Source organism: Acidimicrobiales bacterium (genome assembly GCA_022452145.1).
Classification (GTDB): domain Bacteria; phylum Actinomycetota; class Acidimicrobiia; order Acidimicrobiales; family MedAcidi-G1; genus UBA9410.
Map to the genome: position 1 here is coordinate 107,506 of JAKURY010000002.1, position 26,107 is coordinate 133,612.

General features: G+C 71.1%; 27 protein-coding genes and 1 tRNA gene. 27 read left to right on the forward strand and 1 reads right to left on the reverse strand.

All coding sequences use genetic code 11. The features are described from left to right. Nucleotides 1–16: 16 nt before the first annotated feature. From MK177_00775 to MK177_00870, 20 genes are all read left to right on the forward strand, one after another. A complete protein-coding gene (locus tag MK177_00775) occupies nucleotides 17–382 on the forward strand; it encodes a holo-ACP synthase (protein MCH2425847.1) in 366 nt (121 codons plus the stop codon). Nucleotides 383–404: 22 nt separating this feature from the next. Further along, a complete protein-coding gene (locus tag MK177_00780) occupies nucleotides 405–1,784 on the forward strand; it encodes an NAD(P)H-hydrate dehydratase (protein ID MCH2425848.1) in 1,380 nt (459 codons plus the stop codon). Then, nucleotides 1,784–2,884: an alanine racemase gene (gene alr / locus MK177_00785; protein ID MCH2425849.1), complete on the forward strand. Its 1,101-nt coding sequence runs from the start codon at nucleotides 1,784–1,786 to the stop codon at nucleotides 2,882–2,884. The genes MK177_00780 and alr overlap by 1 nt, the downstream gene beginning before the upstream one ends. Before the next feature lie 8 nt (nucleotides 2,885–2,892). Then, nucleotides 2,893–4,017 carry a DUF3524 domain-containing protein gene (locus MK177_00790; GenBank protein ID MCH2425850.1) on the forward strand — a complete coding sequence of 375 codons (1,125 nt, stop codon included), beginning with the start codon at nucleotides 2,893–2,895 and terminating at the stop codon, nucleotides 4,015–4,017. 11 nt (nucleotides 4,018–4,028) lie between these two features. Continuing rightward, the gene (locus MK177_00795) at nucleotides 4,029–4,904 is read left to right on the forward strand and encodes a P1 family peptidase (GenBank protein MCH2425851.1); all 876 of its coding nucleotides are present in this window, start codon (nucleotides 4,029–4,031) and stop codon (nucleotides 4,902–4,904) included. Nucleotides 4,905–4,976: 72 nt separating this feature from the next. Continuing rightward, nucleotides 4,977–5,543 (forward strand): uracil-DNA glycosylase, encoded by a 567-nt coding sequence (locus MK177_00800; GenBank protein MCH2425852.1) that lies wholly within the window; start codon nucleotides 4,977–4,979, stop codon nucleotides 5,541–5,543. After that, the gene (gene tsaE, locus MK177_00805; protein ID MCH2425853.1) at nucleotides 5,540–6,043 is read left to right on the forward strand and encodes a tRNA (adenosine(37)-N6)-threonylcarbamoyltransferase complex ATPase subunit type 1 TsaE; all 504 of its coding nucleotides are present in this window, start codon (nucleotides 5,540–5,542) and stop codon (nucleotides 6,041–6,043) included. Before MK177_00800 ends, tsaE begins: the two co-directional genes overlap by 4 nt. Then, nucleotides 6,037–6,738 carry a tRNA (adenosine(37)-N6)-threonylcarbamoyltransferase complex dimerization subunit type 1 TsaB gene (gene tsaB, locus MK177_00810; protein ID MCH2425854.1) on the forward strand — a complete coding sequence of 234 codons (702 nt, stop codon included), beginning with the start codon at nucleotides 6,037–6,039 and terminating at the stop codon, nucleotides 6,736–6,738. Before tsaE ends, tsaB begins: the two co-directional genes overlap by 7 nt. Before the next feature lie 5 nt (nucleotides 6,739–6,743). After that, nucleotides 6,744–7,262: a ribosomal protein S18-alanine N-acetyltransferase gene (gene rimI, locus MK177_00815; GenBank protein MCH2425855.1), complete on the forward strand. Its 519-nt coding sequence runs from the start codon at nucleotides 6,744–6,746 to the stop codon at nucleotides 7,260–7,262. Continuing rightward, nucleotides 7,255–8,286, forward strand: a complete 1,032-nt coding sequence (gene tsaD / locus MK177_00820) for a tRNA (adenosine(37)-N6)-threonylcarbamoyltransferase complex transferase subunit TsaD (GenBank protein MCH2425856.1) — start codon at nucleotides 7,255–7,257, stop codon at nucleotides 8,284–8,286. The genes rimI and tsaD overlap by 8 nt, the downstream gene beginning before the upstream one ends. A 160-nt stretch (nucleotides 8,287–8,446) precedes the next feature. Further along, complete coding sequence (gene groES / locus MK177_00825; GenBank protein MCH2425857.1) at nucleotides 8,447–8,737, forward strand: co-chaperone GroES; 291 nt, start codon at nucleotides 8,447–8,449, stop codon at nucleotides 8,735–8,737. Between the two features lie 7 nt (nucleotides 8,738–8,744). Beyond that, a complete protein-coding gene (gene groL / locus MK177_00830; protein MCH2425858.1) occupies nucleotides 8,745–10,385 on the forward strand; it encodes a chaperonin GroEL in 1,641 nt (546 codons plus the stop codon). Nucleotides 10,386–10,501: 116 nt separating this feature from the next. Further along, nucleotides 10,502–10,801, forward strand: coding sequence for a hypothetical protein (locus MK177_00835; GenBank protein MCH2425859.1), 300 nt, complete (start codon nucleotides 10,502–10,504; stop codon nucleotides 10,799–10,801). Then, on the forward strand, nucleotides 10,798–11,514 hold the full coding sequence (locus MK177_00840; protein MCH2425860.1) for a CoA pyrophosphatase: 717 nt from the start codon (nucleotides 10,798–10,800) through the stop codon (nucleotides 11,512–11,514). The genes MK177_00835 and MK177_00840 overlap by 4 nt, the downstream gene beginning before the upstream one ends. Continuing rightward, entirely contained in the window at nucleotides 11,511–12,941 is a 1,431-nt protein-coding gene (locus MK177_00845) for a pyridoxal-dependent decarboxylase (protein ID MCH2425861.1), read from the forward strand. Before MK177_00840 ends, MK177_00845 begins: the two co-directional genes overlap by 4 nt. Nucleotides 12,942–13,104: 163 nt before the next feature. Continuing rightward, a complete protein-coding gene (locus tag MK177_00850) occupies nucleotides 13,105–14,268 on the forward strand; it encodes a GuaB3 family IMP dehydrogenase-related protein (protein ID MCH2425862.1) in 1,164 nt (387 codons plus the stop codon). A 21-nt stretch (nucleotides 14,269–14,289) separates the two neighbouring features. Further along, on the forward strand, nucleotides 14,290–15,852 hold the full coding sequence (guaA, locus tag MK177_00855; GenBank protein ID MCH2425863.1) for a glutamine-hydrolyzing GMP synthase: 1,563 nt from the start codon (nucleotides 14,290–14,292) through the stop codon (nucleotides 15,850–15,852). Beyond that, complete coding sequence (locus MK177_00860; protein ID MCH2425864.1) at nucleotides 15,843–16,439, forward strand: TIGR03086 family metal-binding protein; 597 nt, start codon at nucleotides 15,843–15,845, stop codon at nucleotides 16,437–16,439. Before guaA ends, MK177_00860 begins: the two co-directional genes overlap by 10 nt. Then, complete coding sequence (locus MK177_00865; protein MCH2425865.1) at nucleotides 16,436–17,254, forward strand: thioesterase family protein; 819 nt, start codon at nucleotides 16,436–16,438, stop codon at nucleotides 17,252–17,254. Before MK177_00860 ends, MK177_00865 begins: the two co-directional genes overlap by 4 nt. Before the next feature lie 126 nt (nucleotides 17,255–17,380). Beyond that, nucleotides 17,381–18,151, forward strand: coding sequence for a hypothetical protein (locus MK177_00870; protein ID MCH2425866.1), 771 nt, complete (start codon nucleotides 17,381–17,383; stop codon nucleotides 18,149–18,151). A 54-nt stretch (nucleotides 18,152–18,205) separates the two neighbouring features. Here MK177_00870 and MK177_00875 read toward each other — a convergent pair whose 3' ends face one another. Beyond that, entirely contained in the window at nucleotides 18,206–19,138 is a 933-nt protein-coding gene (locus MK177_00875; protein ID MCH2425867.1) for a TIGR03621 family F420-dependent LLM class oxidoreductase, read from the reverse strand. An 82-nt stretch (nucleotides 19,139–19,220) separates the two neighbouring features. Here MK177_00875 and pcrA point away from each other — a divergent pair, with 82 nt between their 5' ends. From pcrA to folP, 7 genes are all read left to right on the forward strand, one after another. Beyond that, nucleotides 19,221–21,572 (forward strand): DNA helicase PcrA, encoded by a 2,352-nt coding sequence (pcrA, locus tag MK177_00880; GenBank protein ID MCH2425868.1) that lies wholly within the window; start codon nucleotides 19,221–19,223, stop codon nucleotides 21,570–21,572. Between the two features lie 91 nt (nucleotides 21,573–21,663). Further along, a tRNA-Thr gene (locus MK177_00885) sits at nucleotides 21,664–21,736 on the forward strand. Nucleotides 21,737–21,981: 245 nt separating this feature from the next. Further along, nucleotides 21,982–23,061 carry a zinc-dependent metalloprotease gene (locus MK177_00890; protein MCH2425869.1) on the forward strand — a complete coding sequence of 360 codons (1,080 nt, stop codon included), beginning with the start codon at nucleotides 21,982–21,984 and terminating at the stop codon, nucleotides 23,059–23,061. Next, on the forward strand, nucleotides 23,058–23,972 hold the full coding sequence (tilS, locus tag MK177_00895; GenBank protein MCH2425870.1) for a tRNA lysidine(34) synthetase TilS: 915 nt from the start codon (nucleotides 23,058–23,060) through the stop codon (nucleotides 23,970–23,972). Before MK177_00890 ends, tilS begins: the two co-directional genes overlap by 4 nt. Nucleotides 23,973–23,982: 10 nt before the next feature. Next, on the forward strand, nucleotides 23,983–24,573 hold the full coding sequence (hpt, locus tag MK177_00900) for a hypoxanthine phosphoribosyltransferase (protein MCH2425871.1): 591 nt from the start codon (nucleotides 23,983–23,985) through the stop codon (nucleotides 24,571–24,573). Continuing rightward, nucleotides 24,570–25,178, forward strand: coding sequence for a GTP cyclohydrolase I FolE (gene folE, locus MK177_00905; protein ID MCH2425872.1), 609 nt, complete (start codon nucleotides 24,570–24,572; stop codon nucleotides 25,176–25,178). Before hpt ends, folE begins: the two co-directional genes overlap by 4 nt. Before the next feature lie 58 nt (nucleotides 25,179–25,236). Then, complete coding sequence (gene folP, locus MK177_00910; protein MCH2425873.1) at nucleotides 25,237–26,106, forward strand: dihydropteroate synthase; 870 nt, start codon at nucleotides 25,237–25,239, stop codon at nucleotides 26,104–26,106. Nucleotide 26,107: the final 1 nt, after the last annotated feature.

Sequence of the window (26,107 nt, forward strand, 5' to 3'; positions counted from 1 at the left end):
CCGTGGTGCCTGGTCGATGATCGGGATCGGCGTCGACCTGGTCGACATCGACCGCTTCCGGCGGTCGTTGGAGCGGACGCCGTCGTTGCGGGACCGGCTCTTCCGCCCCGCCGAGCGCGCCTACGCGGACGCCCACGTGGATCCGGCCGGGCGCTACGCGGTGCGCTTCGCCGTCAAGGAGGCAGCGCTCAAGGCACTCGGGTTGGGCCTCGGGGGCATGGCCATGTTCGACATCGAGGTGGTGCGCGAGGGCCTGGGCCCGCCAGCCCTGGTGCTCCACGGGGCGGCGGCCGAGGTGGCGATGGAGGCCGGGGTGCGACGTTGGCTGGTGACGATGAGCCACACCGGACACCTGGCCCAGGCGACGGTTGTGGCCCTGTGAGGCGGGGACCGGTCGTACGCCGATGATTCCGGTCGTAACCCCGGAGGAGATGGCCTCCATCGACGCGGCGGCCCCCGAGCCCGTCGGGGTACTCGTGCAACGGGCCGGCAGCGCCGTGGCGCGCGGTGTGCTCGAGGTGCTGGGCGGGGCCTACGGCCGGCGGGTCGTCGTCGTGGCCGGCAAGGGTTCCAACGGCGCCGACGGGAGGGTGGCGGCGGCACGCCTTCGGCGTCGTGGTGTCCGGACCCTGGTGCTGGAGGCCACCGATGCGCCAGCCTCTCTGCCGGCCGACGGGATGCCTGCCATCGACTTGGTGGTCGACGCCGCCTACGGCACCGGCCTGGGTCGCCCGTACGTGGCGCCCACCACCGGTGTGCCGGTGCTGGCCGTGGACCTCCCCTCCGGGCTGGACGGCCTGACGGGCGTGGCCTGTGGCAGCCCGTCGGCAGCAGTTCGCACGGTCACCTTCGGGGCGCTCAAGCCTGGCCTTCTGTTCGCCGACGGACCAGCTTTGGCCGGTCGGATGGATGTGGCCGACATCGGCCTCGACGTGTCCGACGCATCCGTGCAGCTGGTCGAGGACGTCGACGTGGTCGACCTCGTGCCAGCCCGTCCTGACGACGCCCACAAGTGGCAGAGCGCCTGCTGGGTGCTGGCAGGGTCTGAGGGCATGCCGGGGGCGCCCGGGCTGGCCGCCGAGGCGGCCCTGCGGGCCGGTGCCGGCTACGTGCGCCTGTCGGTTCCCGGTGGAACGCCCGTCCCGACTCCCGTGGAGGTCGTCCAGGAGCCGGTCGGTCCCGACCTGTCGCTGGACGCCTCCGACGCAGGTCGCTTTGCCGCGTTGGTCGTCGGACCGGGCGCGGGTGGCGACGATCGCACAGCCGTCGGCATTCGTCGCCTGGTGGCAGAGGTCGACCGTCCGCTGGTGGTAGACGGCGATGGCCTGACGGCGCTGGCCGCAGGCGACGTGGTCGGGATCTGTCGGGGTCGATCGGTGCCGGCGGTGCTCACGCCCCACGACGGCGAGTTCGAGCGGCTGGCCGGCGAGCGGCCCGGGTTGGACCGTATCGCTTCGGTTCGATCTTTTGCCGGACGCACCGGCGCGGTGGTCCTCTGCAAGGGGCCGACCACGGTCGTGGCGTCGCCCGACGGCCGGGTCCGCCTGGCCACGACCGGTGACCGGCGCCTGGCCACGGCGGGTACCGGCGACGTGCTGGCAGGCATCCTCGGGGCGTTCCTGGCCCGCGGGGCCGATCCGTTCGACGCTGCGGCTGCCGCAGCCCACGTGCACGGGCGGCTTGGCGTCCTCCTTCCACCCACCGGGGTGGTGGCGAGGGACCTGTCGGCCGGGCTGGTCGAGGTGCTCGTGGACCTGGGCGTCGACGGCAGGGGGCTGGCCTGATGCGTCCCACCTGGTTCTCGGTGGACCTCGACGCGGTGGCCCACAACGTCCGGGCCTTCCGTGACCTCGTGGCACCGGCCGAGGTCTGCACGGTGGTCAAGGCAGATGGCTACGGCCATGGTGCCCCGGCCGTGGCCAGGGCCGCCCTGGGTGCCGGTGCCACCTGGCTGGCCGTCGCCCTCGTGGAGGAGGCGGCGGAGTTGAGGGATTCCGGGCTGGCCGCCCCGATACTCGTGCTCTCAGAGCCGCGCCCCACCGAGATGGCCGACGTGGCCGGCCTCGGCGGGGTGCGCCCGACCCTCTACACGCAGGCGGGCGTGGACGCCTACGGGTCGGTGGCCGGCGTCGGCTCACCGGTCCACCTGAAGGTCGACACGGGCATGCACCGGGTGGGGGTCCGTGCCGACGAAGCGGTGGCCGTGTCAGAACGGATCCTGGACTCGGGCCTCGAACTGGAGGGGGTCTTCTCCCACTGCGCGGTGGCCGACGAGCCCGGGGACCCGTTGACCACCGTCCAGGTCGAGCGGTTCGAGGCCGTGCTGGCCGACCTGGCCACCCATGGGATCGAACCACCCATCGTCCACCTGGCCAACACGGCAACCGCCCTGACCCGTCCCGAGGCCGGGCACTCGATGGTCAGGATCGGGCTCGGAGCCTATGGCGTCTCCCCGGGCCCGGAGCTGGCCGACCGGTGTCGGCAGCTCGGCCTGCGCCAGGCCATCACGGTCCACAGCCGGGTGGTCCACCTGCAGAACATCGCCGCCGGCGAGGGGGTCGGATACGGGCACCGCTGGACGAGCGCACGGGAGACGCGGTTGGCCACCGTACCCGTGGGCTACGCCGACGGCCTGGCCCGGGCGTGGGGCATGGGTGGCGCGGCGCTCGTCGGTGGGCGACGTAGACCGTTGCGTGGCGTGGTCTCCATGGACTCCCTTGTCATAGAGGTCGACGAGGCCGTGGCGCTCGGCGACGAGGTGGTGCTGCTAGGCGCGCAGGGCGACGAGATGATCGAGGTGGCCGAGGTCTCCGAGGTCATCGGCCAGATCCCCTGGGAGGTGCTCAGCCGCCTGGGCCGCCGCCCGCCCAGGCTCTATCCCTAGGGTCCCAGATGGCTCGGATCCTCCTCGTAGAGCCGTTCCACGGCGGGTCCCACGGCGCCTGGGCCGACGGCCTCCTGCGCCACAGCCGCCATGATCTCGTGGTCGTGACGCATCCCGGCGCCTTCTGGCGATGGCGGATGCGGGGGGCCGCCCTGACACTGGCCGAGGCGGCCCGTGGGGCGGTCGACGCCCACGGCCCGCCCGACGTGGTGCTGGTGTCGGGCATGGTCGACTTGGCCAGGTGGCTGGGTCTCACCCGACGGTTCCTGGGCGATCCGGCGATCGTGCTCTACCTGCACGAGAACCAGCTCATGTATCCGTTGAGCCCGAACCAGAAGGCCGATGACGAGCATCCGCTGGCCAACTGGATGTCGATGGCGGCCGCCGACGAGGTGTGGTGCAACTCGTCGTTCCAGCTGCACGGCCTGCTGGACGCTCTGCCGGGGCTGCTGGAGAGGGCCCCGGACCAGCCCCACACGGGGTACGTGGCCGACGTGGCCGGCCGGTGCCACGTGGTTCCGGTCGGGGTGGACCTGGCAGACGTGCCGGTCCGTTCCGTGGATGCGCCGGCGCCGGACGTGCCGATTGTTCTCTGGAACCAGCGGTGGGACCACGACAAGAACCCGACAGCCGTGTTCAACGCGCTCGGGCGGCTGGCCGACGAGGGGATCGGGTTCGCCGTCGCCGTCGTCGGGGAGAACGAGCGGGTCGATCCCAGGGAGTTCACCCTTGCCCGGGAGCGCCTGGGCGACCGGGTGGTACAGTTCGGCTACCTGGACCGACCGGCCTACGCGGATCTGCTAGGCCGGGCCGACGTGGTGGTCAGCGCAGCGCACCACGAGTTCTTCGGCATCGCCGTGGTGGAGGCGATTGCCGCCGGTTGCCTACCGGTGCTGCCGGCCCACCAGAGCTACCCGGGGCTGGTGGGGGACTGGGCCGACGTAGCGCTCTATCCGGACGGCGGCCTCACGACCCGCCTCCGCGACGTGCTGGTCGACCTTCCGGCGTGGAGGGCTCGGGCCGTCGGCCTGGACGCGTCGATCCGCCGGTTCGACTGGCTGACCGTGGTCTCCGACTACGACGACCGCCTGGAGCGGCTGGCGGCCGACGGGCCGCCCTTGGGAGCGCACTAGCGTCTGCCGACGTGAGGTTTCCGATCGACGGCGTGCGGGTGGGCCACTGGACCGATGTTGAAGCCCGGACCGGTTGCACGGTGGTGCTGTTCCCGGAAGGGACGGTGGCCTCCGGTGAGGTGCGGGGCGGGGCGCCGGCCACCCGGGAGTTCGACCTCCTGGCCCCGGGTCGTACCGTCGACCGCCTCGACGCCCTGGTGCTCTCGGGTGGTTCGGCGTTCGGTCTGGCCGCAGCCGACGGCGTGATGGCCCACCTGGAGGGCCACGGCGTGGGCCATCCGACCGGGGCCGGCCCGGTCCCCATCGTGGTCGGCCTCTCCCTGTTCGACCTGCTGGTGGGCGACGGTTCGATGCGACCGGGGCCCGAGGAGGGCCGGGCCGCCGCCGAGGCGGCCTCCGGGGAGGTGGCGACCGGTCCGGTGGGTGCGGGGACCGGCGCCATGGTGGGCACCTGGCGGGGTTGGAGCCGGGCCCGCAGGGGGGGCATCGGGATGGCCGTGGTCCGCAGGGACGACCTGGTGGTGGCGGCGCTGGTGGCCGTGAACGCCGCCGGCGACGTCGGCGACCCCGCCACCTCTGCGGCGATCGCCGATGGCCTCTTCGTCGACTGGCCTGATCCCGAGAGTGGGAAGTTCGACGCCCGGGGCAACACCACGATCGGCATGGTCGCCACCAACGCCACGCTGGGCCGGGAGTGCTGCATGCTCCTGGCTGGTTCGGCCCACGACGGCCTGGCCCGGGCCGTCTTCCCACCCCACACCCGGTCCGACGGCGACGCCTTGGTCGCCGCCGCCACCGGGACCCTGCCCACATCGGATTCCGACGTCGACGTCCTGCGGGCCATGGCGGTGGCCGCCGTGGAACGGGCGGTCACCAGCGCCTGCTGACCCGGCCGCCCGGAGGGTTCCGACGGCGTCGGGCACACCAACCGGGTGGGAGGGCGTCGCTAACCTGCCGGGGTGTCGACAGTCCTGGAAGCCATGGCCGCCGAGGCCACCACCTGCACCAGGTGCCGGTTGTCCGGCGGGCGCAGGACCGTCGTCTTCGGCTCCGGTTCACGCAGCGCGCAGCTGATGTTCGTGGGCGAGGGCCCCGGTGCCCGGGAGGACGAGCAGGGACTCCCGTTCGTGGGCCGGTCGGGACAGTTGCTGGACCGCCTGCTGGCCGAGGAACTTGGCATGGATCGGGCCGACTGCTACATCACCAACGTGGTCAAGTGTCGTCCACCAGAGAACCGCGATCCACGGCCCGATGAGATCGCGGCCTGTCGCCCCTACCTGGAACGGCAGTTGGCCCTCGTCGACCCGACCGTCGTAGTCACGCTGGGCAACTTCTCGTCGAAGCTGCTCCTTGAGACCGATGTCGGAATAACGAAGTTGCGGGGGCAGGCCTACCGGTTCGGGGATCCCGAACGCCACCTGGTTCCGACCTTCCACCCGGCCGCGGCGTTGCGGGGCGGTGGCGAGGTGATGGCCCGGATGCGGGCCGACCTGGTGCGGGCCAAGATGCTGATGGAGGCCGGGTGACCATCGGCGCCCCCCTGCTCGCCATGGGCACGACGTCAGCTCTTCAGACCCAGGAGGTGGCGGCGTCGTTGGCCGCGCTGGTCCAGGCCGGCGACCTGCTGGTGCTCTGCGGTGACCTCGGGGCCGGCAAGACCGCCTTCACACAGGGCTTCGGTCGTGCGCTGGGCGTCACGACGCCGATTACCTCACCCACGTTCACCCTGGCCAACCGCTACGAGGGCGACGCCCTGACCGTCAACCACCTCGACGTGTACCGGCTGTCCCACATCGACGAGGTGCGGGACTTGGGCCTCCACGAGCTGATCGACGGCCGCTCGGTGACGCTGGTGGAGTGGGGCGACGCGATAGTCGGTGCGCTGCCCGGCGGCTACCTTGAGGTCCGCCTCAGCCTCGGGGTCGGGCCCGACGACCGCCTGCTGGAGTTCCGCATCATCGGCCCCGACTGGGCCGACCGTGAGGAGGGTCTGCTGAGGCTCGGCGCGGGAGGCGACGGGTGCTGATCCTGGGCATCGAGAGCGCCGGCGCCCAGGTGGGCTGCGCCGTGGGAGGCCACGAGGGCGTGCTGGCCTCGGCCCATGCGGGCCGTGGTCGTCGCCATGCCGAGGCGCTGGCTCCACAGATCGACTTCGTGCGACGTCAGGCCGGCATCCGGCTCTCGGAGATCGGGGCTGTGGCCGTGGACATCGGCCCCGGCCTCTTCACCGGCCTGCGGGTCGGCATCGCGACGGCCGTGGCCATGGCCCAGGGGCTTGGCGTACCGATGATCCCGGTACCCAGCTTGGACCTGATGGCCTTCCCAGCCCGCTGGTCTAACCGCCTGATCGTGGTCGCCCTGGACGCCCGTAGGGGTGAGCTCTTCACCGCCCTGTTCCGCAAGGTCCCCGGGGGCGTCCAGCGGGTCCGCGACGCCGACGTTTGCACGCCACAGGACCTGTCGGCGGAGATCGATGCCCTCGACGAGCCGAGCCTGTTCCTGGGGGACGGTGCGCTGCGCCACGCGGACGCGTTCGCCGACCTGAAGGGAGTCGAGATGGCCGAGCAGGGGCTGGCCTATCCCAGCGCCCGCTACATGGTGCAGCTGGCCCACGCCCGTGCCATGCGCGAGGAGTTTGTGCAGCCGTGGGAGCTGGAGCCGGTCTACCTCCGCCAGCCGGACGCCGAGATCAACTGGTCCACCCGTGAGGGCGGGGCGTGAGCGCCATGTCGGGCACCCTGTCGCCGGTGCTGCTTCGGCCGATGGTCTCCGATGACGTGGACGCTGTGCTGGCCCTCGACGCCCGGGTGCATCCGACCCCCTGGTCGCCCGAGTTCATGCGCTCCCAGTTGGGGCTTCCGGGGTCGCGGACGAACCTGGTGGCGGAGGTCCACGGTGTCCTGGTCGGCCACGCCGCCCTCCTGGTGGTGGCCGACGAGGGCCACGTCACGTCGCTGGCCGTGGAACCTGATCGGCGGCGGCGGGGAATCGGCGGAACCCTGCTGGCGGCGCTGTGCCATGACGCCGTGGGACGAGGCCTGGTCGCAATGACCCTGGAGGTCAGGGTGTCCAATGCAGCGGCCATCGCCATGTACCGGCGGTTCGGGTTCGCGCCGTCAGGCGTCCGTCCCGACTACTACGCCGACGACGGGGAGGACGCCCTGATCATGTGGGCACATGACGTCGACGAACCGGCCTTCCTGACGCGGGTCGACGCAGCGACGGGCGGAGCGAACCATGGGTGACCTGATCCTCGGCATCGAGACCTCGTGCGACGAGACGGCGGTGGCCGTGGTCGAGCGGGCCACCGTGGTGCGGTCCTCGGTGGTGTCCAGCCAGGTCGAGCTGCATGCGCCCTTCGGCGGCGTGGTTCCCGAGATCGCCGGTCGGGCCCACATCCGGGAGCTGGTGCCGGTGCTGGCCGATGCCCTGGCCGAGGCCGGGGTTTCTGGGAGCGACATCGAGGCCGTCGCCGCCACCACAGGTCCCGGCCTGGCGGGTTCCCTGCTGGTCGGGGTGAGCGCCGCCAAGGCCCTCTCTCTCGTGTGGGATGTCCCGTTCGTCGCGGTCAACCACCTGGAGGCCCACCTCTACGCCTCTTTCCTGGAGGAGCCCGACCTGGACCTGCCGCTCGTCGTCCTGCTGGTCTCAGGAGGCCACACGATGCTGGTGCTGATGGAGGACCACGGCCGCTACCGGCTGCTGGGCTCCACGCTCGACGACGCGGCCGGCGAGGCCTTCGACAAGGTGGCCCGCTACCTGGGCCTCGGCTATCCGGGTGGTCCGGCGATCGACGCGCTTTCCGGCGAAGGGGACGCCTCGGCTTTCGACTATCCCCGCTCCATGGTCCGGGAGAATCCGGACACCCTGCCGGAGGACCGCCGCTACGCCTTCTCGTTCAGCGGCCTCAAGACCGCCGTCGTGAACCACGTCCGCTCCGATCCGGAGGCCGCCACGGCCGACGTCGCAGCCTCGTTCCAGGAGGCGGTGGTGGATGCGCTGGTCACCAAGGCCCGCTGGGCCGTGGAGGCGACCGGGGCGAGGGGAGCCTGTCTGGGTGGTGGCGTGGCGGCCAACTCCCGCCTGCGGGAGCGGTTCCTGGACGTGTGCACCGAGACAGGCGTGCGGGCCTTCCTCCCGTCCCGGGCCATGTGCACCGACAACGCGGCCATGGTGGCCGCAGCCGGATGGTGGCGCCTGACCTCCGACGGACCCAGCCCCCTGGATACCGGAGCAGATCCGAACCTGGGCCTGCCCCTCCTGCCCTGACCTGGCGTCGGAGCGCCGCCGGCCGCGGCGGTGGATTCCGGGCGTCTCCACGTTGGACCCGGCGGACGGCACCCCTATCGTTGGCACTCGTCCAATGAGACTGCCAACAGGCAAACGGGGCCGGACGGGCCCGTTGCCATCGTCGAAAGGGAAGCGTTCGATGAACCTTCAGCCCCTCGAGGACCGCATCGTGGTCCGACCCAGCGACTTAGAGTCGACCACGGCCAGCGGCCTGGTCATCCCGGACACGGCCAAGGAGAAGCCCCAGCAGGGCGACGTCCTGGCCGTCGGCCCGGGCCGTCGTTCGGACCAGACCGGTGACCTCGTGCCGATGGACGTCGCCGAGGGCGACACCGTCGTCTATTCCAAGTACGGCGGCACCGAGATCACCGTCGAGGGCGAGGACCTCCTGATCCTCAACGCCCGCGACGTCCTCGCGATCGTCAAGTAGTCGCGCCATGACGAAGATCCTGAAGTTCGATGAGGAGGCCCGGCGGGGCCTCGAGGCCGGCGTCAACAAGCTGGCAGACGCCGTCAAGGTCACGCTCGGCCCGAAGGGTCGCAACGTGGTCCTGGACAAGAAGTTCGGCGCCCCCACCATCACAAACGACGGCGTGTCCATCGCCCGCGAGGTCGAACTGGAGGACAGCTTCGAGAACATGGGCGCCCAGCTCGTCAAGGAGGTGGCCACCAAGACCAACGACATCGCTGGTGACGGCACCACCACCGCGACCGTACTGGCCCAGGCACTGGTCCGCGAGGGCCTGCGCAACGTGGCAGCCGGCGCCAACCCGATGGGCCTCAAGAGGGGCATCGAGGCCGCCGTGTCGGCCGTCGTCGACTCCATCGCCGACCAGTCGGTCCAGGTCGACGACTCCAAGGAGCAGATCGCCAACGTTGCAGCCATCTCGGCCGCCGACGCCACGATCGGCCAGGTCATAGCCGACGCCATCGAGAAGGTGGGCAAGGACGGCGTGGTGACCGTGGAGGAGTCCAACACCTTCGGCATGGACCTCGAGTTCGTGGAGGGCATGCAGTTCGACAAGGGCTACCTGTCGCCCTACTTCGTCTCCGACCCGGAGCGCCAGGAGGCGGTCCTCGACGAGCCGTACATCCTGTTGAACCAGGGCAAGATCAGCTCGGTCCAGGACATGCTCCCGGTCCTGGAGAAGGTCATGCAGTCGGGTCGACCGCTGCTGATCATCTCCGAGGACGTCGAGGGCGAGGCCCTGGCCACGCTTGTCGTGAACAAGATCCGGGGCACGTTCAACTCGGCCGCCGTCAAGGCTCCGGGATTCGGCGAGCGTCGCAAGGCGATGCTCCAGGACATGGCGGTCCTCACCGGCGGCCAGGTCATCGCCGAGGAGGTCGGCCTTAAGCTGGACGGCGTGAGCCTCGACATGATGGGTTCGGCCCGCAAGGTCGTGGTCACCAAGGACGAGACCACCATCGTGGAGGGCGCGGGCGAGACCTCCGAGGTCGAGGGTCGCATCTCGCAGATCAAGCGTGAGATCGACGAGACCGACTCCGACTGGGACCGTGAGAAGCTCCAGGAGCGCCTCGCCAAGCTGGCCGGCGGCGTCGCCGTCGTCCAGGTCGGTGCGGCCACCGAGGTGGAGCTCAAGGAGAAGAAGCACCGCATCGAGGACGCCCTCTCGGCGACTCGGGCGGCCATCGAGGAGGGTGTGGTCGCCGGCGGCGGCACCGCCCTGCTGCGGGCGCGTGCCGCGGTGTCCGAGGTGGCCGACGGCCTCGACGGCGACCAGGCGACCGGTGCCCGCATCGTGTACGCGGCGCTGGAGGCCCCGACCCGGCTCATCGCCGACAACGCCGGCTTCGAGGGTGCCGTCATGGTCCGCGAGGTCGAGGCGGCCACCGGACAGATCGGCCTCAACGCCCTCACCGGCGAGCTCGTGGACCTGGTGGAAGCCGGCGTGATCGATCCGGCCAAGGTGACCCGTGCGGCGTTGCAGAACGCGGCCTCCATAGCGGCCCTGCTCCTGACCACCGAGGTGCTCGTGGCCGATAAGCCCGAGCCCGAGCCGGCCATGCCGGCCGGCGGCATGGACCCGATGGGTGGCATGGGTGGCATGATGTAGCGATTCCCACGGATCGTCCTCGGGAGCCGGGCGAGAGCCCGGCTCCCGTCGTTTTCGGCCACTCCCGGGTTGTGCCCGGAGCGGGGCCCTCGTCGGGTGGCCGGTACGGTGACCTGATGATGGAGGATCGGCCGGGCCCGGACCCGGCGAAGCTGGCCGGGCAGTTCGACGAGTGGATCCGCGGCGAGACGCTGGTGGGCCGGATGCTGGCCAACCTCAAGACCGGCCGGATGCCCGAGGTGCTGGCCGCGGTCGCCGATGGGCCGGACGGTGGCCTGGCGGTGCCGCTGGTCGAGTTGTGGAACGGATGGGAGCGGGGGGCTACTGGGCCGCTCGAGGTGGCCGAGGGCCTGCGTGACGGCGGCCTGCCGCAATTGCTGGCCGACGTCGGAGCTGAAGCCTCGGGAGGGGAGTGACGCCGGTCGGGGTCCCCGAGCGGGGTGGACCCCAGGAGATCCCCCGACCCGAGTCCTGGCTGCCCGGCGAGCCGTCCCCGTGGTCCGGGCTGGAGGACCGGACCCTCACCCTGGACGGAATCCTCGGTGCCCTGGACGGTCGTCGTCCGACGGGCATCCGGGGACGACCCGCGGGCGGGGAGAGCACCGCCGGTGTCCTCGTGGCCCTCTACGACCATCCCGGGGGTGGCGGTCCGCACGTGGTCCTGACCCGACGCTCGCCGCGGCTCGCCTCGCACTCCCACGAGGTGAGCTTTCCGGGTGGCCGTCACGACGAGGGTGACCCCGACCTGTGGGAGACGGCGCTGCGGGAGGCCACCGAGGAGATCGGGCTGGACCCGGGGCTGCCCCGCCTCGTCGGACGACTGGACCCGTTGGTGACTGTGGGTTCCAGGAGCCTCATCCACCCGTTCGTGGCGGCGCTGCCAGGACCGCCGGAGCTGGTCCCCAACCCGGCCGAGGTGGAGGCCGTCCTGCACGTGCCTCTGGCCGAGCTGCTGCTCGACGAGGTGTACCGGGAGGAGGAGTGGACCCGATTCGATGTGCCGTGGACCATCACTTTCTTCGAGCTGGTGGGCGACACCGTCTGGGGGGCCACGGCGGCCATGCTCCGCCAGCTCCTGGCGCTCTCGTTGGGCGTGGACGACCGCCGCAACTACCGTGCCGACCTGTGACCGGAGCGACCATGGGTGACCACGCCAGCGGTCCCGACCACATGACGCCGGACGAGTTCCGGGCGGCAGGCCGGGCGACCGTGGACTGGATCGCCGACTTCCTGTCCGGGGTGGCCGAGCGGCCGATCATGCCGGACGTGGCACCCGGCGACGTCCGGGCGTCGCTGCCGGCCTCGCCGCCCGACGTCGGCGAGGCGTTCGAGGCCCTGCTGGACGACGTCGACCGGCTCATCGCCCCGGCGGTCACACAGTGGCAGCACCCTGGCTTCTACGGGTTCTTCCCGGCCGACTCGTCCCCGCCGTCCATCCTCGGCGAGTTGGTGTCGGCCGGTCTCGGCGTCCAGGGGATGATGTGGTCGACCAGCCCGGCCTGCACCGAGCTGGAGACGCTGGTCATGGACTGGCTGGTCGAGGCCTGTGGGCTGCCCGACCGGTTCCGCTCCGACGGGCCGGGTGGCGGCGTCATCCAGGACTCGGCCTCGTCGGCATCGCTGTGTGCCGTGCTGGCGTCTCGGGACCGGGCCGGTGGCGCCGCCGAACTGTCCAGGATGCGGGTCTACACGTCGGCCCAGGCCCACTCGTCGATCGAGAAGGACGTCCTGGTGGCCGGGTTCGCCCGCGAGCAGCTTCGGGCCGTGCCCACCGACGCCGACTTCGCCATGGACGCCGATGCCCTGGCCGGCATGGTGGCCGCGGACGGGGCCGACGGCCTGGTCCCGTGCCTGGTGGTGGCCACGGTGGGCACCACGTCCTCGGGTGCCGTCGACCCGGTGGCACGCATTTGCGACGTGGCGGCCACCGTCGGGGCCTGGGTGCACGTGGACGCCGCCTGGGCCGGAGCGGCCACCGTGTGCCCCGAGCACCGCAACCTGCTGGACGGCCTGGACCGGGTCGACAGCTACTGCTTCAACCCTCACAAGTGGCTGCTCACCAACTTCGACTGCTCGGCGTTCTACGTGGCCGACTCGGCCCCGCTGGTCAGCTCGCTCTCCATCGTTCCCGAGTACCTGCGCAACGCGGCCAGTGACGCCGGTGAGGTGATCGACTACCGGGACTGGCAGGTGCCCCTCGGGCGTCGGTTCCGGTCCTTGAAGCTCTGGTTCGTGCTTCGCTCCTATGGCGTCGAGGGCCTGCGGGCCCACATCCGGGCCCACGTGGCGGCGGCAGCCACCCTGGCCGACCGTGTGGCGTCCAACCCCCGCCTGGAGCTGGCAGCGCCGCTCTCCCTGGGATTGGTGTGCCTCCGCCATGCGGACGGCGACGAGGCCTCTGAGCGACTGCTGGCAGCCGTCAACGCCACCGGTGAGGCGTTCCTGACGCACACGAAGCTGGACGACCACTTCGTACTGCGGGTGGCCGTGGGTGGCACGTGGACAACGGCAGCCCACGTGGACCGGCTGGCTGACCTGTTCGACGACCTGGCCTGAGGCCGCTCCGGCAGTCGTCGGCGGCGGTCCCGACCGCCGCCGAAACCGCAGGTCAGGCTCACCGCCACGGCTCGGCGCGCGTGGCTAGAATCGACCCTTCTCTCCGGGGGCCGTCGCCTAGGCCCGACCTGGCAGAGCCGATGAGGGTCGGCAGGGAGTCATCATGGCCGAGATCGAGATCGGGCTGGGCAAGAGCGGCCGTCGGGCGTACGGATTCGACGACATCGCCATCGTCCCCAGCCGACGCACCCGGGATCCCGAGGACGTGGACATCAGCTGGCAGATCGACGCCTACCGCTTCGAGTTGCCCCTCATGGCGTCGGCCATGGACGGCGTGGTCAGCCCGGCCACCGCCATCGAGATCGGTCGCCTGGGCGGCGTGGGCGTGCTGAACCTGGAGGGCCTCTGGACCCGCTACGAGGACGCCGACTCGGTCCTGGCCGAGATCGCCGAGCTGCCGGTCGAGAAGGCGACTAGGCGAATGCAGGAGCTATACCAGCAGCCCATCATCCCCGGCCTGGTAACCGAGCGGATCCGTGGTATCAACGCCGCCGGTGTGGTGTCGTGCGCCTCGGTCACCCCGCAACGCACCAGTGCCCTGCTGGACCACATCCTGGCCGGCGAGCTGGACATGCTGGTGATACAGGGAACCGTGGTCTCCGCCGAGCACGTGTCGACCACCATCGAGCCCCTCAACCTGAAGACCTTCATCCGGCACCTGGACATACCGGTCATCGTCGGCGGTTGTGCCACCAACAAGGCTGCACTGCACCTGATGCGCACCGGCGCAGCCGGCGTGCTGGTCGGCGTCGGCCCCGGCCAGGCCTGCACCACCCGGGGGGTGCTCGGCCTGGGCGTTCCACAGGCGACCGCCATCGCCGACGTGCGGGCGGCCCGGATGCGCCATCTGGACGAGACCGGCGTCTACTGCCACGTCATCGCCGACGGCGGCATGGCGACCGGCGGCGACATCTCCAAGGCCATCGTCTGCGGCGCTGACGCGGTGATGATCGGCTCACCTCTGGCCGCCGCCTCGGAGGCTCCCGGCCGCGGGTACCACTGGGGTATGGCCACCTTCCACCCGACGCTGCCCCGCGGGGCCCGGGTGCAGACGGTCACCCGGGGCACGCTGGAGGAGGTCCTCCTGGGCCCGGCCAACGAGAACGACGGCAGGCTGAACCTGTTCGGCGGGCTCCGCACCTCGATGGCCACCTGTGGCTACGTCGACGTGAAGGAGTTCCAGAAGGCCGAGGTCATGGTCGCCCCAGCCCTGATGACCGAGGGCAAGTCGCTTCAGAAGTCCCAGGGAGTGGGGATGGGGCACTAGCCCCGCCGACCGACCCTCCTGATGGCCGACACCCCGGGCGCCACCGCCCGCGCAACCGATCGCATCCTGGTCGTCGACTTCGGGGCCCAGTACGCACAGCTCATCGCCCGCCGGGTGCGTGAGGCGAACGTCTACAGCGAGATCGTCCCCCACGACCTGGCGGCCGCCGACTACGCGGCCCGCAGGCCCACCGGGATCATCTTCAGCGGTGGTCCGGCCTCGGTCCACGTCGACGGCGCCCCCCGGATCGACCCGGACGTCTACGACCTCGGCGTGCCCATCCTGGGCATCTGCTACGGCGCCCAGCTCATCGCCCAGCAGCGGGGCGGCACCGTGGGCCGCAACGAACGGGGCGAGTACGGCCGCACCGACCTCGCCGTGGCCGATCCCGGCACCCTGCTGGTCGACGCCGGTACCGGCACCCATCCGGTGTGGATGAGCCACTTCGACGCCATCACCGAGCCGCCGGCCGGGGCCACTGTCACCGCCTCGTCGCCAGACGCCCCGGTGGCCGCCTTCGAGGCCCCGGATGCCGGCCTCTTCGCCGTGCAGTTCCATCCGGAGGTCCACCACACGCCGTGCGGCCAGGACCTCCTCAGCCGGTTCGTACACGACGTCTGCGGCTGTGCCGGTGACTGGACCATGGCCTCGGTCATCGAGTCCTCGGTGGTCGCCATCCGCTCCCAGGTGGGCGACGGCCGTGCCATCTGCGGCCTCTCCGGCGGCGTCGACTCGGCGGTCGCAGCGGCGCTCGTGCACAGGGCCATCGGCCACCAGCTGACGTGCGTGTTCGTCGACACCGGCCTCATGCGCGCCGGTGAGGGCGAGCAGGTCGTCGAGACCTTCCAGAAGACCCAGGGCATCGAGCTCATCCACGTGCGCGCCGCGGAGCGCTTCTTCGGGAAGCTGGCCGGGGTCACCGACCCGGAGGACAAGCGCAAGGCCATGGGCGAGCTGTTCATCCGGATCTTTGAGGACGCAGCGGTGGGCGTCACCGACGCCCGGTTCCTGGTGCAGGGCACCCTGTACCCGGACGTCATCGAGTCGGGCACCAGGGACGCGGCCAGGATCAAGAGCCACCACAACGTGGGCGGCCTGCCGGACGACATGGACTTCGCCCTCGTCGAGCCACTCCGGAACCTGTTCAAGGACGAGGTGCGGGCCGTCGGCTCCGAGCTGGGCCTGCCCGACGAGATCGTCTGGCGCCAGCCGTTCCCGGGGCCGGGCCTGGGCGTGCGGATCATCGGCGAGGTCACCCCGGAGACTGTGTCGATCCTGCAGGCCGCCGACCTGATCGTCCGCGAGGAACTCAGGTCAGCCGGGCTGGAACGCGAGATCTGGCAGGCCTTCGCCGTGCTGCCCGACATCCGCTCGGTGGGCGTGATGGGCGACGAGCGCACCTACGCCCGGCCGGTGATCATCCGGGCGGTCACGAGTGAGGACGCCATGACGGCCGACTGGGCCCGCCTCCCGTACGACCTGCTGGAGAAGATGTCCAGCCGCATCATCAACGAGGTCGAGGGCGTGAACCGGGTCGCCTACGACATCACCTCCAAGCCCCCCGGCACAATCGAATGGGAGTGACCCCCGGCGCCATGTCGGAGGGCGACCGCACCGACACCCTGGCCGCCTACACCTCGGCCTGCGCGTTCTTCGGCGAGAGGCTGTCGAACGTCACCGACCTGGACTGGGACCTGCCCACCCCGTGCGACGGCTGGGACGTCCGCACGCTGGTGGCCCACGTGGCCACCGGCGAAGCCCTCGTCACCCAGGTGCTGAGCGGTGGTGGTTCGTGGGACGCCGAGGTGGACCCCTCGGTCCTGGGCCTCAACCCGATGACCGTCTGGCGTGGGACCGCCCTGGCCGCCCTGGAGGTCGCATCCGGCGAGGGCGTGCTGGACGCGATCCACGCCCACGCCGTGGGCGACCTGCCGGGAGGGGTGATCGTCGGCTTCCGGGTCACCGACAACTTGGTCCACGGCTGGGACCTGGCCCGTGCCTGTGGAGCCGATGTGGACCTGCCCGAGGTGCTGGCCGAACGCTGCCTCGACTTCTGGCTGCCGCTCGCCGGATCGGCGGGCATGGGTGCCCACTTCGGCGGGCCGGTCATGCCTCCCGAGGGGGCGTCGGCCGGCGTCCGGCTCCTGTCCCTGCTCGGCAGGACGGTTTGACCGACGCCGCCGGCATCGGGGCCTACGAGACCGGTCCGTTCTTCGTCGAACGGGACGGCCTGTTCCTGCCCCAGCCCGTCGCCGGGGGCCCGTGGAACCCGGAGCTCCTGCACGGTGGCCCGGTCTCCGGGCTCCTGGCCCACCTGGTGGAGTTGGTGCCGAGGCCGACCCCCGTGCGCACCTGTCGGCACACCGTCGACCTGATGCGGGGTGCCCCGCTGGCTCCACTACGGCCGGAGGTGGAGGTCCTTCGGGCCGGACGACGCATCCAGGTCGTGCGGGCGTCGCTGTTCGACGGCGCCGTAGAGGTGGCCCGGTCGACCAGTCTGCGCATGCGGGTGGCCGAGGTCCCCAACCCGCTGGATCCAGCCCGGACCGCTCACGCGGAGGACGAGCCCCACCCGAAGCCGGCCACGTCGATGCTCCTTTCCATGACCGACGTCGGCCTTCCGGCCTTTCTCCGGGCGGTCGAGTTCCGCCGCGAGGAGGAGTACCGGAGCGGGGCACCCGGGCTGGCCTGGCTGCGTATGCACAACACGATGGTCGCCGGGCATCCGACCAGCGCCTTCGTCCGCCTGGCCACCCTGGCCGACATGGCGTCGATGGCCGCCCAGTACCTCGACCATGAGGAGTGGACGACCATCAACGCCGACCTGAACGTCACGGCCTTCCGGGACCCGCTGGGCGACTGGATCGGCATCCGGGGCCTCCACAAGAACCACGGCGACGGAATCGGGCTCTCTGAGGCCGTGCTCTACGACCTGGGGGGTCGGGTCGGCCGGGCCACGGCCAGCATCCTCATCGAACCCCGCTGACCGGTAGCCGCCGGTTTGCGCCAGGTCGTCGGTCGGCTCCACGCTGGGGTGGACCGCGCAGCCGAGGAGGCCCCGGTGGCACCACCCGACGATCCGAATCCTGCCCATACCGTACGGGTCGGCAGCATGCTGTACACCCTCGTGGACCCGGACCCGGGCCACGAGGTGGCCTACAACCGGTGGTACGAGCGGGACCACTTCTACGGCGGCTGCATGACCGGCCCGTGGTGCTTCGCAGGCAGCCGGTGGGTGGCCACCCGGGAGCTCAAGGACCTGCGGTTCCCCACCGTCGGCAACTCGGTCAACGACCCGGTAGACCGGGGCTCGTACCTGGCCGTCTACTGGGTCGAGGACGGCCACCACGACGACCACTTCGCATGGGGGGCCGACCAGGTGGTGAGGCTCTACCGGGCCGGCCGGGGCTTCCAGGAGCGACGCCACGCCCACACGGTGTTGTACATGCACCGCTCGAACCGGTACCGGGACGCCGATCCGGTGCCGGCCGACGTGGCACTCGACCACCACTACGCGGCGCTGGCCACCGTGGTCGTCGAGCCGGGCGAGGGCACGTCGGCTGACGACCTGGCTGCCTGGGTGGATGCCGAGGGCCTGCCGGGAGTGTTCGCAGACGGACCGGTGGCCTTGTGCGCCCAGTGGACCGCCGTGCCCCGCGACGAGATGACGAAGAACGCCCCCATGGACCTCGGCTCGCCGCCCATCGGGCCTGACGCCACCATGCAGCTGTTCTTCCTGGAGGAGGATCCCCGGACCTGTTGGGACCGGTTCGTGGACTACGCGGCCCGACTGGAGGCGTCGGGCCTCGGCCGGGTCACGTCGGCCGCACCGTTCTTCCGCACGGTGGTCGGCACCGACCGCTACGCAGACGAACTCTGGTAGGTCCGACGGCTCCGGAACAGGGCCCGGACGGTGGATGGGACGCAGGCCAGGGAATCAGACGCCGGCCAGGGCGTCGACGACGGGTGCGAACTCGACCATGGAGTCCTCGTTGAGGCCGATGTAGGTCAGGCCCCACCGTTCCCGCCAGGCCAGCAGGGTCTCCACGCACTGCCCGATCGAGCCGATCAGCACGTGTGGTGAGGCCAGGGCGGCCTCGGCGTCCAGGCCCAGCGCCGGCGCCATGAGTTCGGCCAGGCCCACGGGGTCGTCGGTGATCTGGGACATGTGGACCCGAGTCTGGAGCTCGATGTCGTCGAACCGGTCACCGGCGGCGTCGTGGATCCAGCCCATCTTCTCGTCGGTGGCCTCGACGGTGGCCGAGGCACCTGCTCGCTGGTCGATCACGCCGGCGGCCATGTTGGCGTTCACGCCGACGATGTCGGCCACGCTTGCAGCCAGCGTGAGCATCTTGCGGCCCCCGCCGGCCAGCAGGAACGGTGGGTGGGGAGACTGGATGCACGTGGGCTGCCCGTCGTGGCCGCGCACCCTGTAGTACTCGCCGTCGAAGTCGAACGGGCCCTCGTCGAAGCAGCGCCTCAGGACCTCTACGGCCTCGGCCAGGCGGGCGATGCGCACGCTCGGACGGTCCAACCCTATGCCCGACTGGTCGTAGTCGGTGGTCTTCCAGCCGGCGCCCAGGCCCAACTCCAGGCGGCCGTCGGACAGCAGGTCCAGCGTCGCGGCCTGCTTGGCAAGGAAGAGCGGGTGCCGGAAGTCGTTGCCCAGGACGAGGGTGGTGAGGCGCAGGTCGCGGGTGGCCTCGGCCGTCACGGCCAGGGCGATGAGCGGGGCCATCTCGGCATCCAGGTGGTCCGAGACCGAGAGGGCGGAGTAGCCGAGGTCCTCGGCCCGTCGGCCGATCTCGCGCCATTCGGCGGCCGGACGCGGCGCCGAGGCCTGCACGCTGAACCGGAAGGAACGAACCATGACCGGCCACCATACGCCACGGCGGGGAACCGGTCCGACGCTGCCCCGGGGCCCGTCGTCGGCCACCGGTAGGGTGCGCCCGATGGCTCCCTCAGACCCGGATCCCGTGCAGACCGACGTGTTCAGCGGCCCGGTCGACGGCCTGGAGGACGGCTTGAACCCCGCTCAGGTGGACGCCGTGACCCACCCCACGGGCCCCCTCCTGGTGGTGGCCGGTGCCGGGTCGGGCAAGACCCGGGTCCTGACCCGCCGGATCGCCCACCTGATCGCCGACCGGGGGGTCTCGCCGTTTGCCATCCTGGCCATCACCTTCACCAACAAGGCAGCCGGCGAGATGAAGGAACGGGTGGCGGCGCTCGTCGGCCCCGTCGCACACCGCATGTGGGTGTCCACCTTCCATTCGGCGTGCGTCCGGATCTTGCGCCGCGATGCCGGGCTCCTGGGGTTTCCGACCCGGTTCAGCATCTACGATCAGGCCGATGCGGTCCGCCTCACCGGCTACGTCGTCCGCGACCTGGACCTCGACGCCAAGCGGTTCCCGGCCAGGGCCGTGCACGCCTCGATATCCGCCGCCAAGAACGAGGGGCGGTCGGCCGCCGACTACGCCGAGCATGCCACTGGGCCTTTCGGGGAGCGCATTGGCCAGGTCTTCACCGAGTACCAGGCCCGCCTGCTGGGGGCCGGGGCGATGGACTTCGACGACCTGCTGGGCAACGCCGTACTCCTGTTCCGAAGGCACCCCGACGTTCTGGACGGCTACCGCCGACGCTTCCAGCACGTGCTGGTCGACGAGTACCAGGACACCAACCGGGTCCAGAACGACCTGGTGATGCAGTTGGGCGCAGCCCACCGGAACGTGTGCGTGGTCGGCGACAGCGACCAGTCGATCTACCGGTTCCGGGGCGCCGACATTCGCAACATCCTTGAGTTCGAGCGGACGTTCCCTGATGCCACGGTCGTGGTGCTGGACCAGAACTACCGGTCCACCCAGACCATCCTGGATGCGGCCAACGCCGTCATCACGAAGAACCCGGACCGCCAGCCGAAGGAGCTCTGGACCGATGCCGGTCCGGGCGACCGGATCGTCCGCTTCCGTGCCGACGACGAGGTGGATGAGGCCCGCTGGGTCGTCGAACGGCTCCGGTCCCTGCACGGCGAGGGTCGTAGGTGGTCCGACCTGGCCGTCTTCTACCGGACCAATGCACAGAGTCGGGCCATCGAGGAGCAGTTGGTGCGCCTCGGCGTCCCGTACCGGGTGGTGGGCGGCACCCGCTTCTACGACCGGCGTGAGGTCCGTGACGCCATGGCCTACCTGAAGCTGGCCGCCAATCCGGCTGACGAGGTGGCGGCCAGGCGGATCCTGAACGTGCCGAAGCGCGGCGTGGGCGACACCTCCGTGACGAGGGTCGACGAGCGGGCGGCGGCGGCGGGTATCGGCTTCGTGGACGCCCTCCGACAGGCCGAGGAGTTCGGCGTGTCCGGTCGTGCCGCGGCCGGGATCCGGTCCTTCCTGGACCTCGTGGACCACCTGGCAACCATCGTGGACGACGGTCCGGCCACCGTGCTTGCGGCGGCCCTCGACCGCTCCGGCTACCTGGACGACCTGCGGGCCGAGCACACGATCGAGGCCGAGGGGCGGTTGGAGAACCTGGCGGAGCTGGTAGGCGCAGCCTCCGAGTTCGACTCGGTGGACGACTTCCTCGAGCGGGTCGGCCTCGTGGCCGACACCGACGAATTGCCCGACGAATCCGATGACGCCGGACAGGTGGTCCTCATGACCATGCACGCCGCCAAGGGCCTGGAGTATCCGGTGGTCTTCGTGGTCGGCATGGAGGACGGCGTGTTCCCCCACCTCCGTGCCCTCGGCGACCCCGAAGAGTTGGAAGAGGAGCGCCGGCTGGCCTACGTGGGGATCACCCGGGCCCGCGAGAGCCTGTTCCTCTGCCACGCATGGAGTCGGATGTTGCACGGCCAGACCCAGTACAACCCGCCCAGCCGGTTCCTGGACGAGATCCCGTCGGACCTCATGGTCGACGCCGAGGGCAGCCGGAAGGCCGGTCGCCGGGGCGACGGGTGGAGACCCGACGCCTGGGGTGGCGGCGGTCGTCGGTCCCCGGGTGGTTCGTCGTCGCGTGGCGACTGGTTCGACCCGGTTCCGCCGCGCCACGACGGGCCTTCGGGGTCCGGGGCCGAGCCGGAGGGCGTCGTGTTCGGCGGCGGTTCGCCCCGGACCCCGGGGCCGTCGTCGACGATGGCCCACGAACTCGGCCTGGAACCCGGCGATGACGTGGTCCACCGGGCATGGGGCGACGGGGTCGTGCTGTCGGTGACCGGCGATGGTGACCGGGCCGAGGCGGTGGTCCGCTTCGCCAGCAGGGGCGAGAAGCGGCTCCTGCTGGCCTGGGCTCCCCTGGAGCGACCCGAAGGTGCCTGAACGGCCCCCTGTTCGGCCCGGGTGGGCGGTCCGGTGCGCCGGTCGCGGCCGTTACGCTTCCCCGGTGGCCGGCCCCGTGGGGCCGGTTCCGGCCCGTGTAGCTCAGTCGGAAGAGCGATTCACTCGTAATGAATAGGTCCGGGGTTCGATTCCCCGCGCGGGCTCGCTCAGAGACCACCCGTTCCACACGGTTCCGTGCCGACGTGGGATGACCGACCCCCTAGGATCCCCCGCATGAACGTGCTCGCAGGCGTCATCTGGCACTACTGGATGGCCGTACCGCTGGCGGTGGGCGGCGTCGCCCTCACCGTGGCGACCGTGGTCGGCTACTTCCAGAAGGTCTCGTCCACCCGCTACCCGAAGCGCTGAGCCCTCCGCCGGTGCCGTCAGGCGGCCGCGGATGCACACGATGAACGAATCGTTCGTCGACTGGGATTTGGCCGAGAGGGTCGCCATCCGGGTAGCCGACCGGGCTCCGTTCGGTGGTGCCCACCACCTCGACGGTCTGACCGCCGAGTTCGACGGCCACACGGCGCGCGCCGAGGACCTGGTCGCCGCCACCACGGGCCTCCGGGCGCTGACCGGTGATGCCCGGGCCCGTGTCGTCGGGCGGACCGACTGGATCCGGGCCAACCTGGCTTCCCTGCAGCGCCTGCTGCGCCCGCTCATCGCAAGGATGGCCGAGGACCCCGACGAGGGGCCGTCGTCGGTCACCGCCCGGGTGGGTGCCGTCGAGCTGGGGGCCATGCTGGGCTGGATGTCCACCCGGGTACTGGGCCAGTACGACCTGCTGGTGCTGGAGGACGAGGCCGCTGAGGACCAGGACATCGTGTACTACGTCGGTCCCAACCTCGTGGCCCTCGAACGCCGCTACGCCTTCCACGCTCCCGACTTCCACCTATGGCTGGCCCTCCACGAGGTGACCCACCGTGCCCAGTTCATGGGCGTGCCGTGGATGCGGGAGCACTACCTGGGCCTGGTGGGCTCGCTCCTGGACGGCGCCGAGTCGGAGTCGTTCGACCTGGTGGCCGCCCTGCGATCCATGGCCGCAAGGCGCCGGTCGGACGGTCAGGAGTCCGGCGGTGGGGTGTTGGGTGCCATCTCGTCCCCCGAGCAGCAGGCCACCATGGATCGCATCGCGGGACTCATGAGCCTGCTGGAGGGCCACGGCGACGTCACCATGGGCAGGGCCGGTGATGGCGTAGTCACCGGTGCCGACCGGTTCGCCCGGGTGATGGCCGACCGCAGGCGTTCCGGCTCCGGGGTCACGAAGTTGTTCCAGCGCCTGGTCGGCCTGGAGGCCAAGCTGGCCCAGTACGCACAGGGCGAGGCGTTCATCGCCGCCGTGGAGGCCCATGGTGGCACTGGGCTCCTGGACCGGGTCTGGGAGGATCCGGGCCACCTGCCGGACCTGGCCGAGATCCGTGAGCCCGGCCTGTGGATCGGCCGGATGGCGCCGCGCCCGGTAGCCGAGCCGGCGGCCGGTTGACGGCGGTCGTGGTGGCGTCGGAACAGACCTCTGCGGTCGGCGGTGTCCTACCCGTCGAATTGCTGGAGCGGTGCACGTTTCCCTCGCCCGGCACGGAGGTGGACTGTGCCGTCTCCGGCGGACCCGACTCCACGGCCCTGCTGGTGCTGGCCGTCGAGGCGGGGCTCGTGGTCACCGCCTGGCATGTGGACCACGGCCTGCGGTCCGGGTCGTCGGCCGAGGGCGCGCTGGTCGCCCGGATCGCGGACGACCTGGGAGCGACGGCGCTGTGCGTGGAGGCACCGGTGGCCGACGGCCCGAACCTCGAGGCCCGTGCCCGTGATGCCCGGCGGGCCGTCCTGCCCGTCGGGGTCCTGACCGGTCACACCGCCGACGACCAGGCCGAGACGGTGCTGGTGAACCTGCTCCGGGGTGCCGGCGTCCCCGGGGCCGCCGGAATCGGTGCACCGGATCGCCGGCCGCTGCTGGCGCTGCGGCGCCATGAGACCCGGGCCCTCTGCCGGGTCGTCGGCCTCGAACCCCTCTCGGACCCCATGAACGACGACCCCCGGTTCGTCCGCAACCGCATCCGCCACGAGGTGCTGCCGCTGCTGGCCGACGTGTCGGGACGAGACCCCGTACCGTTGCTGGCACGTCATGCCATGCGTGCCACCGAGGCCACCGACCTGCTGGCCGGCCTGGTTGCCGACGTCGATCCGACCGACGTCCGGGCACTTGCCGACCTGCCCGACGACCTGGTGCGCCTGGCCCTGCGTGGCTGGCTGACGCTCGAGGCCGGTGGTCGCCCGCCGGACGCCGCGTCGGTCGACAGGGTGCTCGACGTGGTGCGGGGCCGGATCCGGGCGACCCAGGTGGTCGGCGGGCATCGGGTGGCCCGTTCGGCGGGTCGTCTCTCACATGGGCACCGCTAGGGTCGCGGCCATGGCCAACGACCAACGCGCGTCCCTGTCGTCCGACGGGTACGCGGCCGGCCGGCTCCTCATATCCGAGGAGGACCTCCAGGCACGGATCCGGGCCCTAGGTCGGGAGATCACCACCGACTACGCCGGCCGGGCCCCGCTGCTCGTCGGCGTGCTCAAGGGTGCGTTCATGTTCATGAGCGACCTGGCGAGGGCCATCGACCTCCCCGTGGAGTTCGACTTCATGGCCGTGTCGTCCTACGGGCACTCCACCCGTTCATCGGGGGTGGTCCGCATCGTCAAGGACCTGGATCTGGATCTTGCCGATCGCGATGTCATCATCGTTGAGGACATCATCGACAGCGGCCTGACGCTGAACTACCTCCGTCGCAACCTGCTGGCCCGCAACCCGGCCAGCCTCGAGGTCTGCGCCCTGCTGGTGCGCGAGAACCATCGGATGGACGGGTCGATCCTCCGCTACGAGGGCTTCAGGGTCCCGTCCGACTTCCTGGTCGGTTACGGGCTGGATGTCAACGAGCGGTTCCGGAACCTGCCCGACATCCGGGTGGTGGCCAGCGCGCCCGACGCCGACGCCGACGGTGGGGCGTCGTGAGCGGGCCGCCACCGGACGAGGCCGTGGACTTCACGGTCGACCTGGACCGGATCGAGGCCGCGGTGTCCGAGATCCTCGTGGCCATCGGCGAGGACCCGACCCGCGACGGGCTGCGGGATACACCGACCCGGGTGGCCCGCATGTACTCCGAGGTGTGCAGTGGCCTCCACGAGGATCCGGCCGACCACCTCGTCAAGAAGTTCGACGTCGACCACGACGAGATGGTCATGGTCCGCGACGTTCCCATCTACTCGCTCTGCGAGCACCACCTCCTGCCGTTCTTCGGTGTGGCCCACGTGGCCTACATACCGCAGAAGGGCGGCATGATCACCGGCCTCTCCAAGTTGACCCGCCTCGTCGAGGGCTACTCCCGACGCCTGCAGGTCCAGGAGCGCCTGACCTCGCAGGTGGCCAGTGCCATCCAGCGCACCCTCGACCCGCAGGGCACCCTGGTGGTGATCGAGGCGGAGCACCTCTGCATGTCGATGCGGGGCGTCAGAAAGCCAGGGGCGGTCACGGTCACCTCGGCCGTCCACGGGGTGTTCCGCGACGAGGTATCCACACGCCTCGAGGCAATGAGGTTCATCGAAGGCCATCGACACTGATCCAGAGGTGCCGTCGGTTCTTCGAGGGCTGGTTTCCGGTCGCCGTTAGGGTCGGTCCATGTCCGTCCCGACCGTCGACACCGGGACCGTCGACCCGGCTGGGGGACGGCCCACGGGCCTTGTCATGGGCGTCCTGAACGTCACGCCGGACTCCTTCTCCGACGGCGGCCGCTTCGACGACCAGGATGCGGCGATCGCCCACGGTCGGCGCATGCTCGACGAGGGGGCGGCGATCCTCGACGTCGGCGGCGAGTCGACGCGCCCGGGTGCCGAGCCCGTCGGGGTGGACGAGGAGCTGGCGCGGGTGGTGCCGGTCGTCGAGGTCCTGGCGGACCTCGACGACGTGGTCGCCGGATCGGTCCGAATCTCGATCGACACCCGCCACGCCGAGGTGGCCCGTGGCGCCGTGGCCGCCGGCGCAAGCATCGTCAACGACGTCAGCTCTACGCTGGACGGCGTGGCGGCCGAGTTGGGGGTCGGCTGGGTGGCCATGCACATGCGGGGTGACCCCCGGACCATGCAGCATGAACCCTCCTACGAGGACGTGGTGGGCGAGGTGCGGGACTTCCTGGTCCTGCGGGCCGAGCGGGCCGCGGCCCTGGGAGTCGGCGAGGTTTGGATAGACCCGGGCATCGGGTTCGGCAAGACCACGGCCCACAACCTGGCCATCCTGGCTCGGCTCGACGAGCTGGTCGCCACCGGCTGGCCAGTGGTCCTCGGGGTCAGCCGCAAGCGGTTCCTGGGAGACCTGACGGCCCGGAGTGACCTGCGTGCCGTGCGGGGGACCGGCCCCCCGGGTCTCACACCACCGGACGACCGTCGGGAGGCGTCGGTGGCCATGGCCACCTGGGCATTCCACCAGGGCGTGGCGGTGGTCCGGGCCCACGACGTGCAGTCGACGCTCCAGGCGGCAAGGGTGGTCGTATGAG